The 25,313-nt window shown below is 71.1% G+C and carries 23 protein-coding genes; 11 read left to right on the top strand and 12 right to left on the bottom strand.

All coding sequences use genetic code 11. From position 1 onward, the window contains the following. Positions 1-27: 27 nt before the first annotated feature. The 7 genes from ACW7G5_RS05305 to ACW7G5_RS05275 all read left to right on the top strand — a co-directional run bounded on the left by ACW7G5_RS05305 (position 28) and on the right by ACW7G5_RS05275 (position 7,245). The gene (locus ACW7G5_RS05305; protein ID WP_457002428.1) at positions 28-987 is read left to right on the top strand and encodes an acetyl-CoA carboxylase carboxyltransferase subunit alpha; all 960 of its coding nucleotides are present in this window, start codon (positions 28-30) and stop codon (positions 985-987) included. A 71-nt stretch (positions 988-1,058) separates the two neighbouring features. Beyond that, positions 1,059-1,343 carry a hypothetical protein gene (locus ACW7G5_RS05300; protein WP_457002427.1) on the top strand — a complete coding sequence of 95 codons (285 nt, stop codon included), beginning with the start codon at positions 1,059-1,061 and terminating at the stop codon, positions 1,341-1,343. A 49-nt stretch (positions 1,344-1,392) separates the two neighbouring features. Next, positions 1,393-2,805: a tRNA lysidine(34) synthetase TilS gene (gene tilS, locus ACW7G5_RS05295; RefSeq protein ID WP_457002425.1), complete on the top strand. Its 1,413-nt coding sequence runs from the start codon at positions 1,393-1,395 to the stop codon at positions 2,803-2,805. Between the two features lie 10 nt (positions 2,806-2,815). Next, positions 2,816-3,082 carry an exodeoxyribonuclease VII small subunit gene (locus tag ACW7G5_RS05290; protein WP_457002423.1) on the top strand — a complete coding sequence of 89 codons (267 nt, stop codon included), beginning with the start codon at positions 2,816-2,818 and terminating at the stop codon, positions 3,080-3,082. Beyond that, on the top strand, positions 3,075-3,986 hold the full coding sequence (locus ACW7G5_RS05285; protein ID WP_457002421.1) for a polyprenyl synthetase family protein: 912 nt from the start codon (positions 3,075-3,077) through the stop codon (positions 3,984-3,986). The genes ACW7G5_RS05290 and ACW7G5_RS05285 overlap by 8 nt, the downstream gene beginning before the upstream one ends. A 92-nt stretch (positions 3,987-4,078) precedes the next feature. Further along, on the top strand, positions 4,079-5,938 hold the full coding sequence (locus tag ACW7G5_RS05280) for a CHASE2 domain-containing protein (protein ID WP_457002420.1): 1,860 nt from the start codon (positions 4,079-4,081) through the stop codon (positions 5,936-5,938). Beyond that, positions 5,914-7,245, top strand: a complete 1,332-nt coding sequence (locus tag ACW7G5_RS05275) for a M48 family metalloprotease (protein WP_457002418.1) — start codon at positions 5,914-5,916, stop codon at positions 7,243-7,245. The genes ACW7G5_RS05280 and ACW7G5_RS05275 overlap by 25 nt, the downstream gene beginning before the upstream one ends. A gap of 13 nt (positions 7,246-7,258) precedes the next feature. Here ACW7G5_RS05275 and ACW7G5_RS05270 read toward each other — a convergent pair whose 3' ends face one another. Next, entirely contained in the window at positions 7,259-7,696 is a 438-nt protein-coding gene (locus ACW7G5_RS05270) for a DUF4870 domain-containing protein (protein ID WP_457002417.1), read from the bottom strand. 108 nt (positions 7,697-7,804) lie between these two features. Next, positions 7,805-9,145 carry a metalloprotease PmbA gene (pmbA, locus tag ACW7G5_RS05265; protein ID WP_457002885.1) on the bottom strand — a complete coding sequence of 447 codons (1,341 nt, stop codon included), beginning with the start codon at positions 9,143-9,145 and terminating at the stop codon, positions 7,805-7,807. Positions 9,146-9,225: 80 nt separating this feature from the next. On the opposite strand from pmbA, the gene yjgA reads away from it, so the two are divergent. After that, positions 9,226-9,795: a ribosome biogenesis factor YjgA gene (gene yjgA, locus ACW7G5_RS05260; protein ID WP_457002415.1), complete on the top strand. Its 570-nt coding sequence runs from the start codon at positions 9,226-9,228 to the stop codon at positions 9,793-9,795. 19 nt (positions 9,796-9,814) lie between these two features. Here the strand turns inward: yjgA and tldD are convergent, their stop codons facing one another. From tldD to ACW7G5_RS05240, 4 genes are all read right to left on the bottom strand, one after another. Next, entirely contained in the window at positions 9,815-11,257 is a 1,443-nt protein-coding gene (gene tldD, locus ACW7G5_RS05255) for a metalloprotease TldD (protein WP_457002413.1), read from the bottom strand. A gap of 63 nt (positions 11,258-11,320) precedes the next feature. Further along, on the bottom strand, positions 11,321-15,256 hold the full coding sequence (locus tag ACW7G5_RS05250; protein ID WP_457002411.1) for a YhdP family protein: 3,936 nt from the start codon (positions 15,254-15,256) through the stop codon (positions 11,321-11,323). 27 nt (positions 15,257-15,283) lie between these two features. After that, a complete protein-coding gene (gene rng / locus ACW7G5_RS05245) occupies positions 15,284-16,783 on the bottom strand; it encodes a ribonuclease G (protein WP_457002409.1) in 1,500 nt (499 codons plus the stop codon). Further along, positions 16,780-17,376 carry a Maf family protein gene (locus ACW7G5_RS05240; protein WP_457002407.1) on the bottom strand — a complete coding sequence of 199 codons (597 nt, stop codon included), beginning with the start codon at positions 17,374-17,376 and terminating at the stop codon, positions 16,780-16,782. The genes rng and ACW7G5_RS05240 overlap by 4 nt, the downstream gene beginning before the upstream one ends. Before the next feature lie 122 nt (positions 17,377-17,498). Here ACW7G5_RS05240 and ACW7G5_RS05235 point away from each other — a divergent pair, with 122 nt between their 5' ends. Both ACW7G5_RS05235 and ACW7G5_RS05230 read left to right on the top strand, forming a co-directional pair. Beyond that, the gene (locus tag ACW7G5_RS05235) at positions 17,499-18,242 is read left to right on the top strand and encodes an SIMPL domain-containing protein (protein WP_457002405.1); all 744 of its coding nucleotides are present in this window, start codon (positions 17,499-17,501) and stop codon (positions 18,240-18,242) included. Positions 18,243-18,316: 74 nt separating this feature from the next. Continuing rightward, on the top strand, positions 18,317-19,027 hold the full coding sequence (locus ACW7G5_RS05230) for an energy transducer TonB (protein ID WP_457002404.1): 711 nt from the start codon (positions 18,317-18,319) through the stop codon (positions 19,025-19,027). 13 nt (positions 19,028-19,040) lie between these two features. On the opposite strand, the gene rlmH is transcribed toward ACW7G5_RS05230, so the two are convergent. Genes rlmH through ACW7G5_RS05205 form a run of 5 tightly spaced genes read right to left on the bottom strand, consistent with a single transcriptional unit; the run spans position 19,041 to position 22,273 of the window. Further along, on the bottom strand, positions 19,041-19,511 hold the full coding sequence (gene rlmH / locus ACW7G5_RS05225; protein ID WP_457002403.1) for a 23S rRNA (pseudouridine(1915)-N(3))-methyltransferase RlmH: 471 nt from the start codon (positions 19,509-19,511) through the stop codon (positions 19,041-19,043). 5 nt (positions 19,512-19,516) lie between these two features. Further along, on the bottom strand, positions 19,517-19,972 hold the full coding sequence (gene rsfS / locus ACW7G5_RS05220; RefSeq protein WP_457002401.1) for a ribosome silencing factor: 456 nt from the start codon (positions 19,970-19,972) through the stop codon (positions 19,517-19,519). Between the two features lie 30 nt (positions 19,973-20,002). Continuing rightward, a complete protein-coding gene (gene nadD, locus ACW7G5_RS05215; protein WP_457002399.1) occupies positions 20,003-20,680 on the bottom strand; it encodes a nicotinate-nucleotide adenylyltransferase in 678 nt (225 codons plus the stop codon). Beyond that, positions 20,677-21,714 (bottom strand): DNA polymerase III subunit delta, encoded by a 1,038-nt coding sequence (gene holA, locus ACW7G5_RS05210; RefSeq protein WP_457002397.1) that lies wholly within the window; start codon positions 21,712-21,714, stop codon positions 20,677-20,679. The genes nadD and holA overlap by 4 nt, the downstream gene beginning before the upstream one ends. Positions 21,715-21,730: 16 nt before the next feature. After that, entirely contained in the window at positions 21,731-22,273 is a 543-nt protein-coding gene (locus ACW7G5_RS05205; protein WP_457002395.1) for an LPS-assembly lipoprotein LptE, read from the bottom strand. A 94-nt stretch (positions 22,274-22,367) separates the two neighbouring features. Here ACW7G5_RS05205 and ACW7G5_RS05200 point away from each other — a divergent pair, with 94 nt between their 5' ends. Next, on the top strand, positions 22,368-22,541 hold the full coding sequence (locus ACW7G5_RS05200; RefSeq protein WP_457002393.1) for a hypothetical protein: 174 nt from the start codon (positions 22,368-22,370) through the stop codon (positions 22,539-22,541). A 2-nt stretch (positions 22,542-22,543) separates the two neighbouring features. On the opposite strand, the gene leuS is transcribed toward ACW7G5_RS05200, so the two are convergent. Next, entirely contained in the window at positions 22,544-25,303 is a 2,760-nt protein-coding gene (gene leuS / locus ACW7G5_RS05195) for a leucine--tRNA ligase (protein ID WP_457002391.1), read from the bottom strand. Positions 25,304-25,313 lie beyond the last annotated feature (10 nt).

Genomic DNA, 25,313 nt, shown 5'->3' with positions numbered 1-25,313 from the left:
TGGCCCCTTTCACGACCGCAGCCGCCGATGAATCCCAACTACCTAGATTTCGAACAGCCCATCGCGGACCTGGAAGCCAGGATCCAGGATCTGCGCCAGGCCAGTTCCGGCCCCGGCGTCAACATCGATGCCGAGCTCCGCACCCTGCAGAACAAGCTGCGCCTGCGCACCGCGCAGATCTTCCGCGACCTGAGTCCCTGGCAGGTGTCGCAGCTTGCGCGCCACCCCGCGCGGCCCTACACCAACGACTACATCCGCTACGTCTGCGACGAGTTCCATGAGCTCGCCGGCGACCGCGCCTACTCCGACGACGCCGCCATCGTCGGCGGCATCGGCCGCATCAACGGCCGCAGCGTGATGATCATCGGCCACCAGAAGGGCCGCGACACCAAGGCCAAGGTGCGCCGCAACTTCGGCATGCCGCGGCCCGAGGGCTATCGCAAGGCGTTGCGCCTGATGAAGATGGCCGAGCGCTTCAAGCTGCCGCTGCTGACCTTCATCGACACCCCCGGCGCCTATCCCGGCATCGGCGCCGAGGAGCGCGGCCAGTCGGAGGCCATCGCCCGCAACTTGATGGAGATGGCCGAGCTGCGCACGCCGATCGTGTGCACCGTGATCGGCGAAGGCGGCTCCGGCGGCGCGCTGGCGATCGGCGTCGGCGACCGCACGGTGATGCTGGAATACAGCACCTATTCGGTGATCTCGCCCGAGGGCTGCGCCTCGATCCTGTGGAAGGACGCGGCCAAGGCCAAGGACGCGGCCGAGCAGCTGGGCCTCACCGCCAAGCGCCTGCTGGGCCTGGGCCTGGTCGACAAGATGGTGCGCGAGCCGATCGGCGGCGCGCACCGCAATCCCCGGCAGATGGCGCTTCGCCTGAAGGCGGTGCTGGTCAACGAAATCGACGCATTGGAAGGCCTGCCCGTCGACGCCCTGCTGGAAAAGCGCTACCGGCGCCTGCGCGGCTATGGCGCCTACGAAGCCGCCTGAGCGCCTGGCCTGCCACGCCTGATCGCATAGACTTCCCCTGCCGGCAATCCGCCGGCAAGGGGAGAAAATGAATGATCATCAAGCGTATCGACGTGCTGTCAGCGGCGAAGATCACCGGCATCATCGCGGCGGCCTTTGGCCTGCTCGCAGGCGTCATCATGTTCCTGTTCAGCAGCCTGTTCGGCAGCCTGATGGGTGACGGTGGCGGTATCTTCGCCGCGGTCGGCGGATTCATGGGGATCATCGTCCTGCCGATCATGTACGGCATCTTCGGCTTCGTCGGCGGCGCGATCCAGGCGCTCATCTACAACCTGGCGGCCGGTTTCATCGGCGGCATCCGCGTCGAAACCGAGTGAAACGGCGCGGCACGCGGCGGCCTGTCCGTCGCGTGCCGCGGCGCACCCGATGAACCACGACCTGCCCGATGGCCCGCTACCGGAAAGCCTGCTCCCGGAGCATGTGTTCACGGTCCCGGACCACGACACCGGCAACGGCACAGCGATCACCGTCGCCCTGAGCGGCGGGCTCGATTCCAGCGTGCTCCTGCACCGGCTTGCGGCGCTGCCCGTGATCCGCGCGCGCGGCCTGCGCGCACTCCATGTACATCACGGCCTGCATCCCGATGCCGATGCCTGGGCCGCCCACTGCATCGCGACCTGCGCCGCCCTGGACGTGCCCCTGGCGGTGCAGCGGGTCGCGGTGGAACGGGACAGCGGCCTGGGCCTCGAAGGCGCGGCGCGCGCGGCGCGACACGCGGCCTTCGCCGCAGCCCTCGGCAAGGACGAGGTGCTCGCGCTCGCCCACCACCAGGACGACCAGGCCGAAACCTTCCTGCTGCGCGCCCTGCGCGCCTCCGGCCCCGATGGACTGGCGGCGATGCGTCCCTGGCGCCGCTTCGCCGCCGGATGGATGTGGCGCCCGCTGCTGCGCCTGCCACGCGCACGCCTGGAAGCCTGGGCGCGTGGCCGCGACCTGGCCTGGATCGAAGATCCGGCCAACGCCGACCCGATGCACGACCGGACGCTTCTCCGCCGGACCGTGCTGCCGCTGCTGCGCCAGCGCTGGCCGAGCGCCGATGCGGCGCTGGCGCGCAGCGCCGCGCTGAGCGCCGAGGCGGCGGACCTGCTCGCCGTGCATGATGCCGCCGCGCTGGACGGCCTGATGGCCACACCGACCGACAGCGACGGGCGCGACGCCGCGGCCGGCGACGACGACCGCGGGGGTGACCGGAATCGCGACGACCGGACCCTGCCGATCGGCCCGCTGAAGACGCTGCCATCCGCGCAGCGCGCACGCCTGCTCCGCGCCTGGGTCGCAGACCTTGGCCTGCCGCCGCTGCCGGCATCGGCCATCACCGGCATCACCGGCCTGCTTGACGCCGGTAGCGACAGCGCCGCCATGTACCGCTGGGCGGACTCATGCCTGCGCGCATGGCGCGGCCGGCTCCACGCCCTGCCGCTGCAGGCCCTGGCGCCGCTCCGGGCGGACTGGATTCAGGACTGGGACGGTCGCGCGCCGCTGCCCCTGCCCGGGGGCGGAAGCCTCGCGCTTGAAGGCGCCGATGCCTTCGGGGAGCCGCTGCACGCCCATGCCCGCCGCGGCGGCGAACGCATCCGCCTGCCGGGCCGCATGCACTCGCACGCGCTCAAGCACCTGCTCCAGGACGCGGGGATTCCGCCGTGGCAGCGCGCCCGCATGCCGCTCCTGTCCGCTGCCGACGGTCGCCTGCTCGCCGCCGGCAACCGGTTCCTCGACGCTGCGCTGCATGACTGGCTGCAGCTGCGCGGTGCCAGGCTGCGCTGGCGGGACTTGGCGTAAACTGGCACCCATGCCAAGCACGCCCGAACCCGCCAACGCCACGTCCCCCGTCGCCGACTTCGAAGTCTCGCTCGACTCGCTCGAGCAGCTGGTCGAAAAGATGGAGCGCGGCGAAATGAGCCTGGAAGACTCGCTCGCCGCCTACGAACGCGGCGTCGGCCTGTACCGTCGCTGCCAGCAGGCGCTGGAAGCGGCCGAGCTGCGCGTACGCCTGCTCACCGATCCCCAGCAGCCGGACTCGGCCACGGCATTCCCGGCCAGCGGCGACGATGCCTGACGCCAACGCCGCGGGCGCCACCGCGGCACGGCTCGAGGACTGGCGGCAGCGCATCGACGGCGTGCTCGAAGCCGCCCTCGCCGATCATCCCGCGGCCGAACAGCGCCTGGGCGAAGCCATGCGCCACGCCGTGCTGCTCGGTGGCAAGCGCATGCGCCCGCTGCTGGTCTACGCCGCCGGCACCGCATTCGGCGCAGCGGAGTCCGCGCTTGATGCGCCCGCGGCGGCCATCGAACTGGTCCACGCTTATTCCCTGGTCCACGACGACCTGCCTGCGATGGACGACGACGCCCTGCGCCGCGGCCAGCCCACCGTGCACGTCGCGTATGGCGAAGCCACCGCGATCCTGGCCGGCGACGCCCTACAGTCGCTGGCCTTCGCCGTGCTTGCCGGCGCCCATCCCGATGTCGGCGACGCCGCCCGCGTGGCGATGCTGCGCGAACTTGCGCAGGCCGCCGGCGCAGCCGGCATGTGCGGTGGCCAGGCCCTGGACCTGGCAGCGACCGGCACTGGCTCCGCGTCCAGCCTCGAGGCCCTCGAGCGCCTGCATGCGCTCAAGACCGGTGCCCTGATCCGCGCCGCGCTGCGCATGGGCGCGATCGCGGCCGACGCCGGCGACGACCGGCGCCAGCACCTGGACGCCTTTGCCGGCGCCCTCGGCCTGGCCTTCCAGATCCGTGATGACCTGCTCGACGTCGAGGGCGAAAGCGCCGTGCTCGGCAAGACCGCCGGCAAGGACGCGGCGCAGGACAAGGCGACCTTCCCCGCCCTGATCGGCGCCACGGCATCACGCGCGCGGCTCGCGGAGCTGGCCGCGGTCATGGACGCCGCGCTCGCGCCGATCGGCCCTCGCGCCGCGCCACTGGCCGCACTGGCCACGCTGGCGATCCACCGCTCGTACTGATCACTGGCGGGTTTCTCCCGCGTTTGTCGTATACCCCCTGAACCGGTGCAAGAGGCGCAGCGACAGGGGTGAGAGGGTCGTTCGGACATAGGGTGCGCGCTGCCATCGACAGCATGATGGCGAGCGCCGGCATCAGCTTCATGGATGCGTGGGCGGTGGTGGAACGTGGCTACCGGCGACCCCTGGCGTGGATTTCGCAGCGGCTGCGCTTCGCCTTCTATCCCCTGCTGGCCGTGCTGATGCTGGGCTGGCTGGGCTGGGACATGCAGCACGCGCGCGCGCTCGACGCCGCGGAAGACGCGGTGTTCGACCAGATCATCGGCTGGCGGCCGATCGAGCCGGTGCCCAGCGGGCGCACCGTGGTGGTCGAAATCGACGACTGCTCGATCGACTACTACCGCGCCCGCGGCGAAGGCGGCTGGCCCTGGAGCCGCGAGCGCCATGCCGACCTGCTGGATGCGCTGGACCGCGCGGGCGTTCGCGCAGTCGGAATCGACGTGCTGTACGCCGACCGCGCTCCCGCCGACCCCGTGGGCGACGCCATGCTTGAAGCCATGGCCGCGGCCGGCGACGGCAGGTTCGTCTTCGCGGCCAGCCGCATGCACCCGGATTTCGACTCCCTGGCGACGCTGCCCGCCGCCGAAGCACCAGGCGCGGTGCGGCGCGTTGCCGATGCCGCCACGCCCGGACCGGGCGTCGCACTGATCCAGCCCTATGGTGCCGCCATGACGCGGCATTCCGGGCTGGTCAACATAGAGCGCGGCAGGGATGGCGTGCTGCGCGACGTCCGCCTGTACGAATCCGCCGGAGATTGGGCGATCCCGGCCATGGCGCTGCGCGTGTCACAGGCCGCGGGCGCGGATACCGCCGATGCCGTGGCCGCACGCGGCGGCGCACTGCGCATCAACTGGCGCGAGCGCTCGCGCCTGCCTTATGCCAGCGCCGCGGACCTGATCGAAGGCGTCCCGGTCTGCGGCAGCGGGCTGCCACCGCTGCGCGATGCGGTCGCGCTGGTCGGGCACACCGCCGCCGGGATCAACGACAGCAAGCCAACGCCGGTGGACATGGCGATGCCCGGGGTCGAGATCCTTGCCGAAGCCGCCGAGGCCCTGCTCACCGGCAGCTGGATCCGGATGCCGCCCGGCTGGCTGAAATACGCCCTGGCCGCGATCCTGGTCCTGCTGTCCTGCTTCGTCTTCTGGCGCGGCGAACCGCACCAGGACGTCGACCCGGTGTTCGTCGCCCTCAACCTGGTGCTGCTTGCCGTCGCCTTCGTCGGCTTGACGCTGTTCGGCTGGTTCATCGACATTTTCGCCAGCCTCGCGTTCGGCGCACTGTGCTTCGGACTGTGCCGGGGCTACGCGGCGGTGCAGCGCGGACGCGCCACCGGCAACTCCGACTACCTGCGCGAATACGACCCCACCGCGCGCCCCTGGCTGCTGCTTGCGCGCCTGCGCTTCGAAGCCGATCCCTCGCTGTCGCCGCAGCGCGCCAAGCGCGCGCGCCGGGAATACCGGCGCAGGCTGCGCAGGCTGGTCCATTCCAGCGATCGCATCGTGATGATCGAAGGCGTGATCGAGCGCAAGCACTGGATGCAGGCGCTGCTCGACGACCTGGTCCTGCTGGCCTGGGCTGCTGAGGGCGAAGCCGCCGCGCGCGCGATGGCGCAGGCCGACCTCGATGCGCTCCACGCCCTGCTCAATGCTGGCGGCGAACGCCTGGACGGGGACGGCATCGGGCGGGTGATGGCCTGCGCCGCCACGACGACGATCGAGGACCGCAAGGCCCATGGCATCCAGGGCGTTCGCGACCGGCGGCTGCGCTTGCGCGCGCTGCTTGGCCAGGACCTGGACCGCCTCCCGCATTGGCCGTTGGCGAAACACAACACCTGGATCCATCCAAACCCGTTGCCCGAGGAGGGAACTCCATGCGAAACAACATCCGATCCCTGAGCCTGGGCCTGCTGGCGTTCGCGGCGGCCGCCTGCCTGGCTGTACCCGCGCACGCCGCGGATCTTCCCGCCGTGGTGCACAAGCACTCGGTCGAAGTGCGCGCGGCACCCGACTTCGAATCACCGGCCATCACCACCCTGGGCCGCGACGCACCGGTCGCGATCAGCGCGCAACAGGGCCTCTGGTACCGGCTGGCGCTCGATGGCGGGCGCAGCGGCTATGTCCGCATCAACGAGGTGCGCGTGGCCCAGGCCGGCCAGGAGTCCGATGAAGACGGACGGCGCGCGCTGTTCCAGGGCACGGCGGGCAAGGGTCGCGTCACCGAAACCGCGACCGTGCGCGGCATCGATGCCAGCGTCCTGGCCGCTGGCCGCCACGACGCCGCCGGCCTGGCGCGGCTGGAGGCCCATCGCATCGATGCCGGCACCGCCGCGGCGCACGCACGCGCGCAGGGCTGGCAGGCGCGCAGCGTGCCCCTGCCGGGTGAAGCGCAGGAACTCGATGTCTCCGGAACCCAGGCCACGCAGGCCGACAAGCGCAGCAGCCTCAAGGCCGCGCGCGGCCTGCTGTCCAAGCTCGGTGGCGGCATGATCAGCGACTCCGCGAGCAGCCGCATCGCGGACCGTGCGATCGGCAAGTCCAACCAGGAAATCGCCGAAGAAGAGCGGGCCTTCGGCCCCGCCGTCAGCGCTCGCGTGCTCGGCGCGGCACCGCTGTGGAACGACGATGCCGCGCAGCGCCGCGTCAACCTGATCGGGCGCTGGGTGGCCTCGCAGACATCGCGCCCCGGCCTGCCCTGGACGTTCGGCATCATCGACGACGGCGAGATCAACGCCTACGCGGCACCCGGCGGATACATCCTGCTGACCCGTGGCCTGTACGGGCTGCTTGCCGACGATGCCGAGGTGGCCGCGGTGATCGCCCATGAGCTCGGGCACGTGGTCCAGCGCGATCACTTCGATGTGATCCGCAGGCAGCAGGTGCGCGAGGCCGGGAAGGACGTAGCGCTGTCGCAGGTCAGCGCGCCCGGCGCCGCGGCCCATGTGAAGGACTACGTCGACCGGCACGGTGCCGCGGTGCTGCTGACCGATCTCGACCGTGAGGCCGAGTATCGTGCCGACACGGCGGCCGGGGTCTATCTGCAACGCGCCGGTTTCGATCCGCTGGCGTTCTACTCGGTACTGCAGAAGATGGCTTCGTTCGGCAGCCGTCCGGCGCGCCTGGCCCAGCTTTACCGCACCCACCCGCCGCTCGACGAGCGCATGGACCGGCTGGACCGGGGTGCCGAACGCGGCGGCCGGCGCTGAGCGTCGGCAGGGGTCAGAGCAGGCGCAGCGTCAACGGGTAGCGATAGGCCTGCCCGTTCCATGCGCGGACGATCGCGATCACGCTGCAGACCAGCCACATGATCGCGATCGCGCAGTAGGCCAGCAGGAGCAGCAGTCCCGCGGGCAGGGTCACGATCGCACCCAGGCCCAGGGTCAGCACGGTGGCGCCGACCAGCACGATGCCGATCGCCGTGGCGACGCAGGCATAGATGAACATGCTCAGGTTGAAGTTCAGCGCTTCGCGGGCATGGGTGGCAACGAACTCCGACTCGCCGCGCTTGAACAGGTAGATCGCGCCCGCACCAAGCATGCCGGCCGCGCCTGCGATCCAGCCCGTGCACAGGGCCAGGACCAGCGCAGCCAGATGCGCCAATGCGGCCCACTGGCGCTCCGACGGCGTGCTGGTGACGAGAGGAAGTGGATTACCCATTGGTCCGGCTCCAGCCGGAAACAGTCCGGCCCGAGGCAATGATGGGGTCGCGGCGTGCGCAGGCAACCCAACTGATGGGCCAGGCCCGGCTGCGATGACGCCGCGGCTTCAGTCGCTGCCCGCGACCGTCATCCCGCCGACCAGGATCGAGCCGGTGCGGATGTGCGAGCGCGGATCGACGTCGCTGCCCACCGCTTCGATCGCCGTGAACATGTCGCGCAGGTTGCCGGCCACGGTGATGCCGTCGACCGGACGCACGATGGCTCCGTCCTCGACCAGGAAGCCTGACGCCCCGCGCGAATAGTCGCCGGTGATGGTGTTCACGCCCTGCCCCATCAGGCTGGTGACCACCAGGCCGCGGCCCATGCCGCGGACCAGCTCGTCGAAGCCGCCGGCGTTCGCCGCGACCTCGAGGTTGTGCACGCCGCCGGCGTTGGCGGTGGTCTCCAGGCCAAGCCGGCGCGCGGAGTAGCTGCCGAGCACGTAGCGCTGCAGCACGCCGGCGTCGACCAGGGCCGATTCACGCGTGGCCACGCCTTCGGCATCGAAAGAGGCGGAGCGCAGGCCGCGCGCCAGGAAGGGGCGCTCGCGGATCGCGAACCAGTCCGGGAACAGCTGCGTGCCGGCCGCATCGACCAGGAAGCTGGCACCGCGGTACAGCGCACCGCCGGACACCGCGCCCAGCAGGTGGCCGACCAGCGAACGTGCGACTTCGGCCGAAAACAGCACCGGGTAGCGGCCGGTGGGCAACGGCGCCGGGGCCAGGCGTGCGAGCGTGCGCTGCGCCGCTGCGCGGCCGATGGCGGCCGCGGGTTCGAGGTCGTCCGCGGCCAGGGCGTAGCTGTACCAGCCGTCGCGCTGCATGTCTTCACCGCGACCGGCGATCAAGGCGCAGGACACGCTGTGGTGGCTGCCGCGCTCGGCACCGATGAACCCGTGCGAGTTCGCGTACACGCTCAGCGAAGTACCGCTGCCGACGCCGGCGCCGTCGGAGTTGGTGATCCTGGCATCGGCGTCGCGACCGGCCTGCTCGGCCGCCAGCGCCAGCGCGACCGCGCCCTGCGCATCGATGTCCCACGGATGCCAGGCATCGAAGTCGCGCAAGTCGCGCGCCATCAGCGCAGCGTCGGCCAGGCCGGCGGCGGCGTCGTCTTCGGTGTGGCGCGCGATGGCACAGGCCTGTTCGACGGTCGCCGCCAGGCTCTCTTCGCGCAGGTCGGCGGTGCTGGCGCTGCCCTTGCGCTTGCCGAAGTACACGGTGACCGCGATGCCGCGGTCACGGGTGGATTCCACCGATTCCACTTCGCCCATGCGCACGTTGACGTTGAGGCCGCGGTCCTCGCTTGAAGAGACCTCGGCCTGGGTCGCTCCGGCATCGCGGCAGCGGTCGAGCAGCTGCCCGGCGATGGCCTCCAGCCGCGCCAGGCGCTCGCGGCTGTCGTCGTTCATGGGGCTGGCGTCGGTGATCGCGGTGGTCAATGCCTTATCCTTGGGTTTCTTGAAACGGTTCAACGGGCGGCTGGAACGACATGCGCGGCAAGGACGAAGACAGCGGCGAATTCCTCGGCCCCAGCCGCAGCGCGCAGCGCCGCGAGGCGCTGGACGTGCTGGAACTGGCCAAACAACTGGTCGACCTGGACCCGGGCAAGCTGGCGAAGCTGCCGCTGGGCGAGCACATGCTGCCGCATATCGCGCAGGCGCGGCGCATCAGCTCGCACATCGCGCGCAAGCGCGAGATCGCCTTCCTGGCCAAGCAACTGCGCCGCGAAGACGACAAGGCGCTGGACGCGCTGCATGACGCGCTCGACGTCGGCGGCGAGGCCGCGCGCCTGGATACCGCGCGCCTGCACCGCGCCGAGGAATGGCGCGAGCGGCTGCTTGGCGACGAAGGCGATGCCGCACTGGCGGCGCTCATCGACGAATTCCCCGGCGCCGACAGCCAGCGCCTGCGGCAACTGGTGCGCAACGCACTGGCCGAGCGCAAGGCGACCAAGCCGCCGCGCGCCTTCCGCGAGCTGTACCGCGAAATCCGCGCACTGCTAGACAGCCAGGCCGAAGCCGCTGGCGCGGACGACGCCGACGCCACCGCCACCGACTGACCCATTGGCGTGGCGGGCATCAGGCCCTGGTGCCGCCGACGGTGATGCCGTCGATCAGCAACGAGGGCTGGCCGACGCCGACCGGAACGCTCTGGCCGTCCTTGCCGCAGATGCCGACGCCGTCGTCAAGCGCCATGTCGTGGCCGACCATGCGCACCTTCTGCATTGTCTCCGGCCCGCTGCCGATCAGCGTCGCGCCCTTCACCGGCGCCGTCACCCTGCCGTCCTCGATCAGATAGGCCTCGGTGGCCGAGAACACGTATTTGCCGCTGGTGATGTCGACCTGGCCACCGCCGAAATTGACCGCGTACAGGCCCTTCTTCACCGAGCGGATCATGTCGGCCGGATCATCCTTCCCCGCCAGCATGTAGGTATTGGTCATGCGCGGCATCACCAGGTGCGCGAAGGATTCGCGGCGGCCGTTTCCGGTCGGCGCCACGCCCATCAGCCGCGCGTTGAGCGTGTCCTGCATGTAGCCGACCAGCACGCCGTCCTCGATCAGGGTCGTGCACTGCGTGGGCGTGCCTTCGTCATCGACGTTGAGCGATCCACGGCGCTTGTCGAGCGTCCCGTCGTCGACGATGGTCACGCCCGGTGCCGCCACGCGCTGGCCCATGCGCCCGGCATAGGTGCTGGTTCCCTTGCGGTTGAAGTCGCCTTCCAGGCCATGGCCGACGGCTTCGTGCAGCAGCACGCCGGGCCAGCCCGAACCGAGCACCACCGGCATCACGCCTGCGGGCGCGTCGATCGCCTCCAGGTTCACCAGCGCCTGGCGCAGCGCCTCGCGCGCGAACTTCTCCGGCTGCCCGTCGCCCAGCAGCTCGGCGTAGGAATAGCGCCCGCCGTAGCCGGCGTAGCCGCTTTCGCGGCGGCCACCCTGCTCCACGATCACCTGCACGTTGAGCCGCACGAGTGGCCGCACGTCGCCAGCCATCACGCCGTCCGAGCGCGCCACGAAAATGGTGTCCACGCCGCCCGACAGGCTCACCATCACCTGCTTCACCCGCGGGTCGGCGGCGCGCAGCAGGCGGTCGACCCGGCGCAGGGCCTCGACCTTGGCGTCATTGGCCATGCCGTCGACAGGGTCCTCGGGCGCATACAGCGCACGCGCGCCGGCCGGAACCAGTGCCTGCACGCGCTGCTCGGCGCCGCTGTGGGCAATCGCCCGCGCCGAGCCCGCCGCCGACAGCAGCGATTCGGCGTTGATGTCGTCGGCATAGGCGAAGCCGGTCTTCTCGCCGCTGATCGCGCGCACGCCCACGCCCTGTTCGATCGAATGCGCACCGTCCTTGACGATGCCGTCCTCGACCGTCCAGCTCTCGCGTCGCGCGTGCTGGAAATAGATGTCGCCGAAATCTATGCCCGGGCCCAGAAGGGTTCCGAAGGCGCGGTCCAGGCCGCCGCCGTCGAGGCCCGCGGGCAGCAGCAGGCGTGATTCGGCAATCGCTAGGGCTTGGCTCATGGTCGGGTCCGGCTCGGGGTCACGGGAAGTCATCACATAGACGTGCGGGCGCTGGCCCGCGGATCAAGGCCGCGGGTCATCGGCCGGCCCGGGCGCAGGCTCCGGCCCGGGCGCAGGCTCCGGCCCGGGCACGGGTGCATCCTCCGCTGGCGCCGGCATCTCCCGGCCCTCGACCACGACCTTCGGATCCTTCCATGGCCCGGTGACGTGGTATCGGCGCGCGCCCATGCGGCCAAGCGGCTTTTCGAGCACGACGTTGGCCACGGCACCCACCGCGGCACCGACCGGGCCGGCGGTGATCGCGCCGACCGCGGTGAGCAGGCTGCCGGTGCGCGGGAACACGTCGATCACCTGGTCATAGGCCTGCGCGCGCAGGTCGGCGCTGCCGCCGATGCGGATCTCGGCGGCAGGCCCCTCGATCACCAGCTCGTCGCCGCGCGCCATTCCATCGGCGAACTCGACGCCGCCGCCGATGCGGTTGAAGGCGAAGCCGCGCGAGAAGAAGTCGCGGAAATCAAGCATCAGCCGCCGCGGCAACTCGGCAACGCTCAGCAGGCCCAGGACCCTGCCCGCACCGGGTTCGACCTCCACCAGGCGTCCATCCTTGATCGTGAGCGCAAGACGGCCTTCGAGCCCGCCTATCCTGAAGCCCGCCGGCGAACCGGACCAGGAACCCTCGAAGCGCGCCGTGCCGTTGCCGCCGTCCATGCGCCCGGCCAAGCCGAAGCCGTCAAGCAGGGCGCCGAAATCGCCGCTGTCCACGGCCACCTGCACCCGGGTCCACGCCTGGGCGCCGCGGCCGGTCCAGGCGCCTTCGATATCGATCGATTGTTCTGGTGCACGCAGCTGCAGCGACTCGACCTGCAGGCCGTTGGCGATCGGGCGCGTGCGCAGGTCCAGCTTGCCGAGCGATGCCTTCGCAACCCGCAGTTCGTCGATCACAAGCGCCAGTGGCGGGATGGTTGCAGGGTCGATGTCGGCATCTGCAGCAAGCGCGCCATCGGGATCCGCCGCGCCTGACCGCCGGTCGCGGGGCCCGGCGGTGCCTGCAGTCCGCTCCGCTCCGTCGGCGCTGCGCCAGTACAGCCGCTGCAGATGGCCCGACAGCACCGCGCCCTCGGCATGCGGGATGCGCAGGCTGCCGGCCAGTGCCTCGCCATCGAACCGGACCGCGGTGGCCCCGCGCTCCGGCCGCGCCACCACGCGGGTCTCCGGAAAGCTCGCGCCCAGCAGCTGCAGCCTGCCGGCGACCAGGTCGATCCCGCGCAGCGCGAGGCCATCGGTGCCGCCCTGGCCGCCGCCGCTGAACATCCCCGCCCATTCCATCGCATCAAGCATCGGCGTGCGGCCCTCGATCCGGATGCCCGAATCGGGCGGCGCCGCGTCGACGCGATCGCGGCCAAGCACCGCAAGTACGCCCGTGCGCCCGGCGCGGCTGCGCGCGCGCAGTGCGACACGGTCACCCAGCACTACGTCGATGTCGTCCTCGCCCATCGGCAGGGTCAGCTCGATGCGCGTGGCCAGCGGCCGGGTGGCCGGCTTGTCCAGCGGCCGGGGCAGCGTGAGCCGCGTCCCCACCAGGTCCGAGCGCAGCTGCAGCCTGCCGCCGGCGCCATCGCTGCCGGCGTCCCCGGGCAGGCCCAGGGCCACCGTCCACGAAGAGCGTCCGTCCATGTGCGCGCCCAGCCACGCCAGCTCCGGCGCGCGCGCGGCGAGTTCGGACGACGCCACGCTCGCCTCAAGCTCGGCCTCGAAGGCCATTGCATGGTCGCGCACATGCGGCTGGCCCGCACGCAGCGACAGGCGGCCCGGCTGGCCCTCGCGACGCACCCGGAGGCCATCGGCAGCGAAGCCCGACTCATCGTAGCGGGCCTCGCCGTGGACATCGTCGAAGGCGATTTCCCATCGCGTTTCCGCGAGCTTCGCGCCGGCCAGCGCCACCCGGCCGGACACCTGCAATCCGTCCCCACCGTCGCCATCACCCAGTGGAAGCGTCATGGCGTAGGTGGCGCTCAGCGGCCCCGAAACATCAAGCGCGTCCAGCAGCTCCTCGCGCCCCTCGCGGAGCGGACTGGCACGGAGCAGCGCCAGAACGGGTGCCGCGTCCGACGCGAATTCGGCCGACAGCCGCAGCGGCGCCTGTCCGAAATCGGCGATGCCGGCGCGCAGCGATTCCATGGGCACGCCCCCAAGCTCCGCGCTGCCTTCGAGCGTGAAGCCATTGGCGATGAAGTCCACGCGCCCCGCGAGCGCCTCCGCGGCTGGCCAGTCGGGATCGAAGCGGACCACGGCGTCCTCGAGCCTGCCCGATGCGTGGAACAGCCCGCGCCCGGCCAAGCCGTCCGCGGAGTCGAATGGCCAGTCATCAAGGTCGCCCGACACCACTGCGCGACCATCGAGCACGCGGCCGTCGACCAGGGCGGAGTCCAGCCAGTCCACCGCCGCCGCGGGCATGATGTGGCGGACCCAGAAGCGCTTGGCCACCGGTACGCGTGCAGCGTCGATGTCGGCGGCCAGGTCGATGCGCGGCCGGGTTCCATCACCTTCGAACGCCAGGCCTCCGCGGACGTCGGCGCCATAGCCCTGACCATCGATCCGCAGCGCGGCGGTGTGCACCTGCCACCCACCGTCGGCAGCCCAGGCCGCCACCTCGCCGCGCAGCCGGATCGCATGCGGCGGCGGACCAAAGCCCATCGGCCAGTCGACATGCACCGTCGCCTCCGGATCGGAAGTGAAGACCAGCCCGGCTGCATCGCCGCGGACGCTGCCGGCCAGCCCGGACACGCCGGGTGCGCCGCCGCGTGGCAGGAACCCGACCCCCTCGATGCGCGCGCTTGCGCGCAGCGCGCCGCCCGCCTCGCCGGCCACGTCCACCTCATGCAGGACGCCTGCCGGCCGCGCCTCGCGCAGCCAGTCCACGAGCGGGGACGGCATCGACGGCAGCAGCGGCGCCAACGACAGCAATGCCCCGGCATCGACGCGATCGGCGACCAGCGCGCGGCGCGCGCCGCCCGCCAGCAGCAGCCCGTCGAGCATTTGCTCCTGCCCGCCTTTGCCCAGGCGCAGCCGCGGCGCATCGAGGCGCCAGCCGCCGTCCAGCGCGGTCCAGCGCGCGTCGATATCGAGCGGCCCGATGCCCACCTCGCGCCGCGGGTCGCCGGCATCGCCGCCACCATCCAGGCGCAGCCCCTCGAGCCCTGCGCGCAGCGTCAACGACTCCACGCGATAGCCGCGCAGGCGCGCCCAGGCCTGGATCCGGCCCGAGCCCGACACCGGACCAATGCCGCCGGCGCGCAGTTCCGACCATGCCGACAAGTCCGCACGGCGCAGCGCCATCCAGGCGCGTGCATCGCCGCTGTCGCGATCAAGCTCGGCGGTGATGTCCAGGGGCGATACCCCCGGGCGCATCCAGGCGCGCGCCGCAGCGCGCACACGGTTGCCGTCCACGCGCAGGCGCAGGTCGACCTCGCCCAGGCGCGATGCAATCCCCAGGCCCGGCGCCGACACCTCCAGCACCCCGTCCACCACCTGCAGTTCGCCCAGGCCTTCCAGGGCGGCAAACGGATCGCCGTCGGACTGCGCTTCGCCGGGCAGCCCACGCACCTGCCAGCGACCGTCGTCGCTGCGTTCCAGCCTGAGCTCGAGCCCGCGCAGGCGCAGCTCGGTGAACGAACGCCCGGGCAGCAGGCCGGCGTACTGCGCCACCAGCACTTCGGCCTCGCCGACCGGGATCGCGTCGGGCCCCTCGCCGATGCGCAGTCCGTCCAGGCGCAGCAGCGGGCCGCGCCGCGTCCACGCCGTCTCCAGGCCGTCGAATGACACCGGCCGCCCGGCACGCTTGCCTAGCCACTCCGCGATCCGGTCGGGATGGCGTTCGGCCAGCGGCAGCAGCTGGCTGGTGAGGCCGGCGCCCAGCGCCATCAGCACCAGGCCGACGGCGGACACATACCAGGCGCCGCGCCGCGCGCGACGCAGGCCGCGGCGGAGCCGGCCGGGCATCAGCGGCCTGCGCGCCGTGCGCGGGGCTCAGAGCAGCACGACATCGAACTGCTCCTGCAGGTACTGCTCGTCGGCCTGGAAGCGGATGCTCTTGCCGAGGAACTCCTCGAGCTCGGCCACCGCGGCCGACTCCTCTTCGGTGATCCGCACCACCACCTTGGGCGAGGCGATCACCAGCAGGCGCTCGGCGTCGAACTGGCGCACCGCGCGCACGATCTCGCGGAACACCTCGTAGGTGACCGTTTCCGCGGTTTTGAGCATCCCGCGGCCGCCGCACTCGTGGCAGGTCTCGCTGAGCTGGCGCTCCAGGCTTTCGACCGTGCGCTTGCGCGTCATCTCCACCAGGCCCAGCGGCGAAAAGTCGTAGACCGTGGTCCTGGCATGATCCGGCGCCAGCGACTTCTCCAGCGTGCGCAGCACCTGGCGGCGATGCTCGGGATCGGTCATGTCGATGAAGTCGATGATGATGATGCCGCCCAGGTTGCGCAGCCTGAGCTGGCGCGCCACCGCCTGCGCGGCCTCCAGGTTGGTGCGGTACACCGTCTCCTCGAGGTTGCGTTGGCCCAGGAACGAACCGGTGTTGACGTCCACCGTGGTCATCGCCTCGGTCTGGTCGATCACCAGGTAGCCACCGGACTTCAGCGGCACTTCGTTTTCCAGCGCGCGGCCGATCTCGTCTTCCACCCCGTACAGGTCGAACACCGGGCGGGCGCCGCTGTAATGCTCGATCTTCTCGGCCAGCTCCGGCATGTACTGCGCGGCGAAGGCCTTCAGCCGGTCGCAGGTCTCGCGCGAATCCACCTTCACCTTTTCCACGTCGCGGCGCATCAGGTCGCGCACCGCGCGCATCGGCAAGGTCAGGTCCTCGTAGACGCAGGCACCCACGCGGGCCCCGGCGACGCCGCGCTCGACCAGCGCCCAGGCACGCGCCAGGTAGGCGATGTCTTCGGCCAGCGCTTCGGCCGGCTGGCCTTCCGCGTTCGTGCGCACGATGTAGCCGTGGCCGTTCACGAGTGCGCGTTCACCGACCAGTGACTTCAAGCGCGCGCGTTCGGCTTCATCCTCGATCCGCGCCGAGACGCCGATCACCCGCGACTGCGGCAGCAACACCAGGTAGCGCGAAGGAATGCTGATCTGTGTGGTCAGGCGCGCACCCTTGCCGCCGATCGGATCCTTCACCACCTGCACCACGACTTCCTGGCCGTCGCGAAGCAGCTCGCTGATCGGCGGGGTGGCCTGCGGCGCCGGCTGCGCGGGACCCGGGCCGGGTTCTTCCACGGTGAGGCCCTCGGCGCGGCCGGGCCGCAGCACGTCGTTGGCATGCAGGAAGGCCGCGCGCTCCAGGCCGACGTCGACGAACGCCGCCTGCATGCCCGGCATCACCCGCTGCACGCGGCCCTTGTAGATGTTGCCGACCACCCCGCGGCTCCAGCCGCGCTCGATGTGCAGCTCCTGGAGCATTCCGTTCTCGACCACCGCCACTCGGGTCTCGCGCGGGGTCACGTTGACCAGGATCTCCTCGCTCATGTGCCGCCATCCGCGCGCGGCGTGCACGCGTGGATGCCGAATTCGCGCAGCAGCGCGGCGGTCTCGTGCAAGGGCAGGCCCATCACCCCGGAATAGCTGCCGGCCAGGCGGCTGACGAAGCGCTCGGCGCCGCCCTGGATGGCATAGGCACCGGCGCGGCCCATGGGCTCGCCGCTGGCGACGTAGTCGGCAATGTCATCGTCTGACAGCGGCGCGAAGGCGACCTCGCTGGCCACCATCACCCGTGCCTCGCGCCCGGCGGACACCAGCGACACGGCGGTCAGCACCCGGTGCGTGCGGCCCGACAGGCGGCGCAGCATGGCCTCGGCCGCGGCTGCATCGGCAGGCTTGCCGAACACTTCGTCGTCGAGCACCACTTCGGTATCCGAGCCCAGCACCACCGCGCCAGGAACCGCGACCACGCGCAGCAGCCCGGCGCCGGCCTTGTCGCGGGCAACGCGGGCGACATAGCCTTCCGCCAATTCGCCGGGCGCACGCTCCTCCGGCACGTCGACGTCGAGCACGCCGAAGTCGAGTCCCAGGCGCGCCAGCAGTTCGCGTCGGCGGGGTGATTTGGAGGCAAGGTGGAGCATCCCGGAAGGATACCGTGCCGGGGATGCGGCCAGCCGGCGCGCCGCGGCCGCAACCCCGTTCCGGCTCACGACCCGTTCACTCCCACGCCTCGACCCTGTTTCCATCGCTTCCGGAGATCCACATGAGCCCAGCCATCCTGCGTACGGCATCCGCCGCCGCCCTTGCCACCGCCCTTGCCTTCGGGAGCCTTGCCATGACCGCGTCCGCGCAAGCCACCTACGCCGGAGCCAGCAGCGACGGCACCCTGCTCTCGGTTTCGGCCCGCGGCGAATCCAGCCGCGCGCCCGACATCGCCACTGCCTCGGCCGGCGTGGTCACCCAGGCCGCCGACGCCAATACGGCGATGCGCGAGAACGCCGCGCAGATGTCGCGGGTGATGGCTGCGATCCGCGCCGCGGGCGTGGCCGAAAAGGACATCCAGACCTCCGGCATCAACATCCATCCGAGCTACCGGCACGTCGAGAACGAAGAGCCGCGGATCTCCGGTTACAACGCCAGCAACACGGTGAACCTGACGGTGCGCGACATCGCCAAGCTTGGCGAAGTGCTTGATGCCCTGGTGGCCAGCGGCGCCAACAACGTCAACGGCCCCAGCTTCGACATCGACCAGCCAGAGGTGGTCTACGACGAGGCGCGGCGCAAGGCGCTCGAACTCGCCCGCGCCCGTGCCGACATGTATGCCAAGGCGCTGGACCTGCGCGTGCGCCGCATCGTGAGCATCAGCGAAGGCGGCAGCATCCCGCAGCCGCGGCCGATGTATGCCATGCGCGCGAGGGTGGCCATGGACGCGGAGTCGACCCCGGTGGCGACGGGCGAGAACACCCTGGGAGTCAATCTGGAGGTAGTGTTCGAACTGGGGCGCTGACAACCCCGCGGCCGCCGGCCGCGCGTTGGCCCCCGTGCAACCGGCACCGTGCCGGTACAACGAGGAGGTGGTCCATGGTCCTGCAGCCCGAAGTCCGCAGTCCGTCGTCCGTCCCGCATGCGCGCCACGAGCCGCATGCCGCCAGCCGGCCCGATCCGGTGCGCATCGCCGGGGTGTCCGGCACGCTGCTGCTCAACGGTGCGCTGCTGTTGTTGATGCTGGTCCCGCTGTCCCGGCCCACCTCCGAACCCGCGGCGCCGCGCGGCCTCGAGACCGAGTGGTTCGAGGCCAGGCCGGTGCCGCCGCCCCCACCGCCGGAGATCGTGCCGGTGGAGCGTCCGGTCGTCCCATCCACGCCGACCGCTCCCGCGCAACGCGTGGTCGCGCCCGACCCGGCCCCGGTCGCGCCCCCGCTGGTCGATGGCGGAACCATCGCCGCCGATCCGGCCCCGCCGCTGGAGCACGGCGGTGCCGACATCGCACCGCCGGCGTCCGGCCCGCTGACCGGCATGCGCCTGGCCTATGCCGAGGCCAGCGCACCGCCCTACCCGCGCGAGGCGCTGCGCGCGGGGCTGCAGGGCACGGTGATGCTGCAGGTCCTGGTGGACGTCGATGGCCGGCCGCTGCGGGTCGCAGTGCAGCAAGGCAGCGGCCATCGCCAGCTGGACGAGGCCGCGCGCCGCCACGTGCAGCGGCATTGGCGCTTCCAGCCGGCGATGCGCGACGGCCACGCAGTACAGGCGATCGGCCTGGTCCCCATCGACTTCAGGCTCGACCGCGGCTGAGCGCGACCCGGGCCTAGGCCCGGTGGTAGGGATGGTTGGCGAGCAGCGCCGCGGCGCGGTACAGCTGCTCGGCCAGCACCAGCCGCACCAGCATGTGCGGCAGGGTCAGCGGACCCAGCGACCAGGATTCGTCGGCGCGGGCCAACACGTCGTCGGCGTGGCCTTCGGGCCCGCCGACCAGGAACGCGAGGTCGCGGCCCTGCCCGCGCCAGTGTTCCAGTCGCGTCGAAAGCGCTTCCGAATCCCAGGCGCGGCCGCGGCCATCCAGCGCGACCACGTGCACGTCACGCGGCAGCGCCGCCAGCACGCGCTGGCCTTCATCATGGGTGGCGCGCACGGCGTCGCGGCCCCTGCCGCGCAGGCCGGGGGCGACTTCCACGAGCTCAAGCGGCAGCCAGTGCGACAGCCGCTTGCGATATTCGGCGAAACCTTCCGCGACCCAGCCCGGCGGGCGTTCGCCCACGGCGACCAGGCGCGCCTTCACCGGCCTCAGCCGTCGTCGCGGCCGGGGTTGCGGCCCTGGCCGCGGAGATGGTCGAACTCGTCGCCATCATCGCCGCCACCCGGCGGCTCGTCGCCAACCGTCCACAGCCGCTCCAGCGCATAGAACTCGCGCACCCGCGGCAGCATGATGTGCGCCACGACGTCGCCGAGGTCGACCAGCACCCATTCGGCTTCGCGCTCGCCCTCCACGCCCAGCGGCTGGCAGCCGAGGCGCTTGGCGAACTTCACCACTTCATCTGCGATCGATTTCACATGGCGGGTCGACGTGCCGGAGGCGACCACCATGTAGTCGCACACGCTGGTCTTGCCGCGCACGTCGATCTCGGTGACATCCACCGCCTTCAGTTCGGCAACGGCCTCCAGGACCGTGGACAGCAGGACATCCACGGACGGCGGCGGGCTGGGGAGGCTGGTCTTGATGACTTGCGCTTGGCTGGACAAGGGACGGTGGCTCGTTGGCGGGGACGTGGATTATAGCGAAGGAGGCGTCGCGGCCCCGTATCCATACAGGCGGTGTTCGCGGATGAATCCGGCCACCGCCGGCGGCAACATAGGCTCCCAGTCCCCGTCATCGTCGATCAGCCGCCGAACGCCGGTCGAGGACTCGGGGCGCAGGCGGGGCAGTTCAAGCGTCGCGAAGCCACCCGCGGGGGATCGCGCCAGCGCCGCGACGGGCCTGCGCCGGAAGCCCAGCTGGCGCTCAACCGCAGGCGCGCGCGCGGCGATCTCGTCTTCGCCCAGCGGCGAGCCGGGGCGCGCGACCGCCAGCACGTGGCCGTGGGCGAAGATTTCCCGCCAGCGGTGCCAGCGGTCAAGCTGCAGCAGGGAGTCGCCACCCACCACCCAGGCGATCGGGCGATGCGGGCCCTGCTCCGCCCGCAGCAGGCGCAGGGTGTCGACGGTGTACGACGGGCCCTCGCGGTCAAGCTCGCGCCCATCCACGCGCAGCGCAGGCTTGCCGGCGATGGCCAGTTCGAGCATCCGCACGCGCTGGGCGGCCGTGGCGTGGGTCGCGTCCTTGTGCGGCGGATCAGCGGCCGGCACCAGCGCGACCTCGGCCCCGAGACCGTCACGCACCGCAAGCGCCACTGCGATATGGCCGAGATGGACCGGGTCGAAGCTGCCGCCGTAGCAGGCCAGCAGGTTCATGCCACCAGCAGCGGAACCGCGCGCGGATCGGCGACCGCAAGCAGCAGCCGTTCCAGCATCAGCCACTCGTCGCCGTCGCCGCGGCCCTTGGCGACCCGGTCCACTTCGCCCGCCATCGCGACGAAGCGCTCCCAGCGCGCGGCCGGGTGGCGATCCAGGGCGCGGCGGTAGGCGGCCTCCTTTGAATCCCAGATACGCTGGGCCTTGAACTCGGACCCCAGGTTGCCGCCGCGCGCCTTGACCCGCGCAAGCGCCGCCGCACGCTGCAGCTCCATCACCACCATGCCCATCAGCGCAGGCACGGCGGCGCCCTCGGCGCGCAGCCCGGCCAGCATGCGCAGCACGTGCACGCCCTCGCCGTTGAGCGCGGAATCGACCAGCCGGAACACGTCGTAGCGCGCGGCGTCGGCCACCAGGGCCTGCATCCGCGCCGCGTCCAGGGTGTCGTCGCCGGCAACCAGGGCCAGCTTGTCGATTTCCTGGGCGGCCGCAAGCAGGTTGCCTTCCACGCGTTCCAGCAGCAGTTGCACCGCTCCACGGTCGGCGCGCACGCCCTGACGGCGCAGGCGCGCTTCAAGCCAGCCCTGCAGTTCATGCGGCTTCACCGGCCAGGCCACCGCGACCGCGCCGGCCGCGGCGATCGCCTGGCTCCACTTGCCCCCGTGCTTGCCGCTCCACTCACCGCCGGTGACGAGCATGCAGGTGTCGGGCGGCGGCGCGGCGCAGTAGCCGGCGATCACGTCCGCGCCGCGCTTGCCCGGCTTCGCCGTCGGCAGGCGGACCTCGATCAGTCGACGCGACGAAAACAGGCTGGGCGCACGCAGGCTGGCCTCGAGACCGTCCCAGTCGATGTCGCGCGTCTCGACCTCGAACACTTCGCGCTCGGCATAGCCCTGCGCGCGAGCCTCGGCGCGGATCGCGTCGGCACACTCCAGCACGCGCAAGGGTTCTGCGCCGGCAACCAGGTACACGGGTGCCAATGGGCCGCGGGAAAGGCCACCGGCCAGCTGTTCGGGACTCAGGTCGCGAGCCATTGCCGGGCGTGGCCGCTCAGCCGCCGGCCGGCGGCACCGGCATCGGCACCTGGTCCTGCTGCTGCGCGCGGTTCACCGCATCGATCCGGCGCAGCACGGCGGCCGCCATCTCGCGCTCCATCTCGCGCGACAGCATCTCGCGCTCGCTTTCCGAGCCCGAGGAATTCGCCGGAAGGGACACGTAGTCCCGCGACAGCTCGATCACCTGCTCCGGCACCAGTTCCTCACCGTCGCCATCCAGCAGACTGAACACGGCCGCATAGCGCAGGGTGAACTCTTGGGCGCGGCCGAACTGGTCGACGCTGATCGCCTGCGACTCCCAGCGCTCGGAATGGATCTGAAGCCGTGCAATACCCTCGCCCGCGCGCTCGGAGACATCGAAGCCGGCGCGCTCGAGCGTGCGCGTGAGCGACTGCCGCAGGGGGCTGTAGGGGTTGCGCGCCGTCACCTGCACGCCAGTGAGCTCCGGCGGCAACTGCAGCGGTTCGCGGAGATGGAAGCCGCAGGCCGGCAGCAGCAGGACCAGGGCGACGGCAAGCAACGTGCGGAGTCGTTTCATAGTGCCGCAGTGTGAACGACGCGGCGTCTGCTTATCAACAATCCCGGCGCCCCGGGCAGCCAGGCGTGCCACGGCGCGGCCGCCGGCATCGCTGATGGTCAACGGCCCGGGCAAGCCCATGGAGAGCTGGCGCCGGGCCACCACCCACGTGGGCGAAGCCGACACCGGCGCATGGGCGAGCGACGGGCTGACCGCCACCCTGGTGTCGAACGCGGGCAAGCCGCTGGCCCGGCGCACCTTGACCAGCGCGCCCTGCGACGGCGACTGAACTCAGCCGGCGACGATGTTCACGATCTTGCCCGGCACCACGATCACCTTGCGCACGGTGAGGCCCTCGAGCACCTTCACCACGCCCGGCTCGGCCAGTGCACGGGCCTCGATGGCATCGCGCGCGGCATCGGCGGCGACCTCGATCGTGCCGCGCAGCTTGCCGTTGACCTGCACCGCCAGCGTCATCGCGTCGCGCGCCAGTGCCTCCGGGTCGACGACCGGGAACGGGACAGCGTCAACCACCTGCTCGGCGTGGCCCAGCAGCTGCCACAGCGCGTGGCAGGTGTGTGGCGTCACCGGGTTCAGCATCAGCACCATCGCTTCAAGCACTTCGTGGCGAACAGCGCGGCCCGCCTCGCTGGCGTCGTTGAACTTCACCAGGTGGTTCAGCATTTCCATCAGCGCCGCGATGGCGGTGTTGAAGCTGTGGCGGCGGCCATAGTCGTCGCCCACCTTCTGGATGGTCTCGTGCAGGTGGCGGCGGAGGGTTTTCTGTTCGGAGGTGAGGTCGCCCGCGGACAGGGAAAGGGGGGGCGCGGCCGCGAGCGTTGCCGCATGCTCCTGGACCAGGCGCCAGACGCGCCGCAGGAAGCGCGACATGCCTTCGACGCCGGCCTCGTTCCACTCCAGCGACAGCGTCGGCGGCGAGGCGAACATCGAGAACAGGCGCACGGTGTCGGCACCGTATTTGTCGACCATCGACTGCGGGTCGACACCGTTGTTCTTCGACTTCGACATCTTCTCGATGCCGCCCACGCGCACCGGCTGGCCGTCAGCGGCGAGATGCGCGCCGCTGATGCGACCGCGCTCGTCGCGCTCGACGTCGACATCGGCGGGGTTGAACCACTCCCTGGCGCCGTTGGCGTCCTCGCGGTAGTAGGTGTCGGCCACCACCATGCCCTGGGTGAGCAGGTTCACCGCCGGTTCGTCGCTGTCCACCAGGCCCTGGTCGCGCAGCAGCTTGTGGTAGAAGCGGAAATACAGCAGGTGCAGGATCGCGTGCTCGACGCCGCCGATGTACTGGTCGACCGGCGTCCAGTACTTCGCGCGCGCGTCGACCATGTCGGCCGCGCCCGGTGATGTGTAGCGTGCGTAGTACCAGCTCGACTCCATGAAGGTGTCGAAGGTGTCGGTCTCGCGCTCGGCCTTGCCGCCGCACTCCGGGCACGTCGTTTTGCGCCACTCGGGATCGGCCTTGATCGGCGACTGCACGGTCCCGGATGCAAAGGCGTCCTCGACGTCTTCCGGCAGGATCACCGGCAGCTGGTCGTCGGGCACGGGCACCGCGCCACAGCCGTCGCAGTACACCACAGGGATCGGGCAGCCCCAGTATCGCTGGCGGCTCACGCCCCAGTCGCGCAGGCGGAAATTGACCCGGCGCCGGCCGTTGCCGTCGGCGTCGAAACGCGCGGCCAGCGCATCGAAGGCGGCGTCGAAATCCATGCCGCTGTACTCGCCCGAGGCAACCAGGATGCCGCGATCGGTGTACGCGCCCCCGCTGCGGATCGATTCGAAATAGTCGCGGACCACGGCTACCGCCGCCGAGGTGTCGTAGGCGTCGACCGTTCCGCCGGCCAGCGCCGCCTGGAAGGGATCGACATCGTGCGCGACGTCGCTGCTGACCTCGCGCAGCGCGTCGGCCACGCCCGGCGGCACGACCACCGGCCGCACCGGCAGCCCATGGATCTTGGCGAACTCCCAGTCGCGCTGGTCGTGCGCGGGCACCGCCATGACCGCGCCGGTGCCGTAGCCCATCAGCACGAAGTTGGCGACGTAGACCGGCACGTCCTCGCCGGTGAGCGGATGGATCGCCCACTGGCCGGTCGCCATGCCGCGCTTGTCCTGGGTCTCGACCTCGGCCTCGGAGACGCCGCCCTTGCGCAGCTCGTCGATGAAGGCCGCGAGCTCCGCGTTTTTGTCCGCCGCCTTGAGCGCCAGCGGATGTTCGGCCGCGATGCTGATGAAGGTCACGCCCATCAGCGTGTCCGGGCGCGTGGTGTAGACGGTCAGCGGCTCGTCTTCGCCATCGACCCTGAACTGGATTTCCAGGCCCTCGCTGCGGCCGATCCAGTTGCGCTGCATGGTCCTGACCGAGTCCGGCCAGCCGTCGAGCGTGTCCAGCCCGTCCAGCAGCTCCTGGGCATAGTCGGTGATGCGCAGGAACCACTGCGGGATCTCGCGCTTTTCCACCAGCGCGCCGGAGCGCCAGCCGCGGCCGTCGATCACCTGCTCGTTGGCAAGCACGGTTTGGTCGATCGGATCCCAGTTCACCACCGCATTGCGGCGGTAGGCGAGGCCCTTTTTCATCAGTCGGGTAAACATGCGCTGTTCGTGGACGTAGTAGTCCGGGCTGCAGGTGGCGAACTCGCGCGACCAGTCGATCGCGTAGCCCAGCATCTTCAGCTGCCCGCGCATGTGGTCGATGTTGGCGTAGGTCCACTTCGCCGGTGCGGTGCGGTTCCTGATCGCGGCGTTTTCAGCCGGCAGGCCGAAGGCGTCCCAGCCCATCGGCTGCAGCACGTTGAAGCCGCCCATGCGCTTGTGGCGGCTGATGACGTCGCTGATGGTGTAGTTGCGGACGTGCCCCATGTGCAGCGCGCCGGACGGGTACGGCAGCATCGCCAGGCAGAAATACTTCGGCCGGCCCGGGTCCTCGGTTGCTTCGAACGCGCGCGTACGCTCCCAGAAGCCCTGGGCCGCGCGTTCGACGTCGGCGGGACGGTAGGAGGTCGGGTCGGTCGCAGCGGGAGTTTCGGACACGTCGGGCGCC

Source organism: Luteimonas sp. A501 (assembly GCF_054052085.1).
Note: the sequence above shows the minus strand (reverse complement) of the source record. Positions and strands in the feature narration are given on the sequence as shown.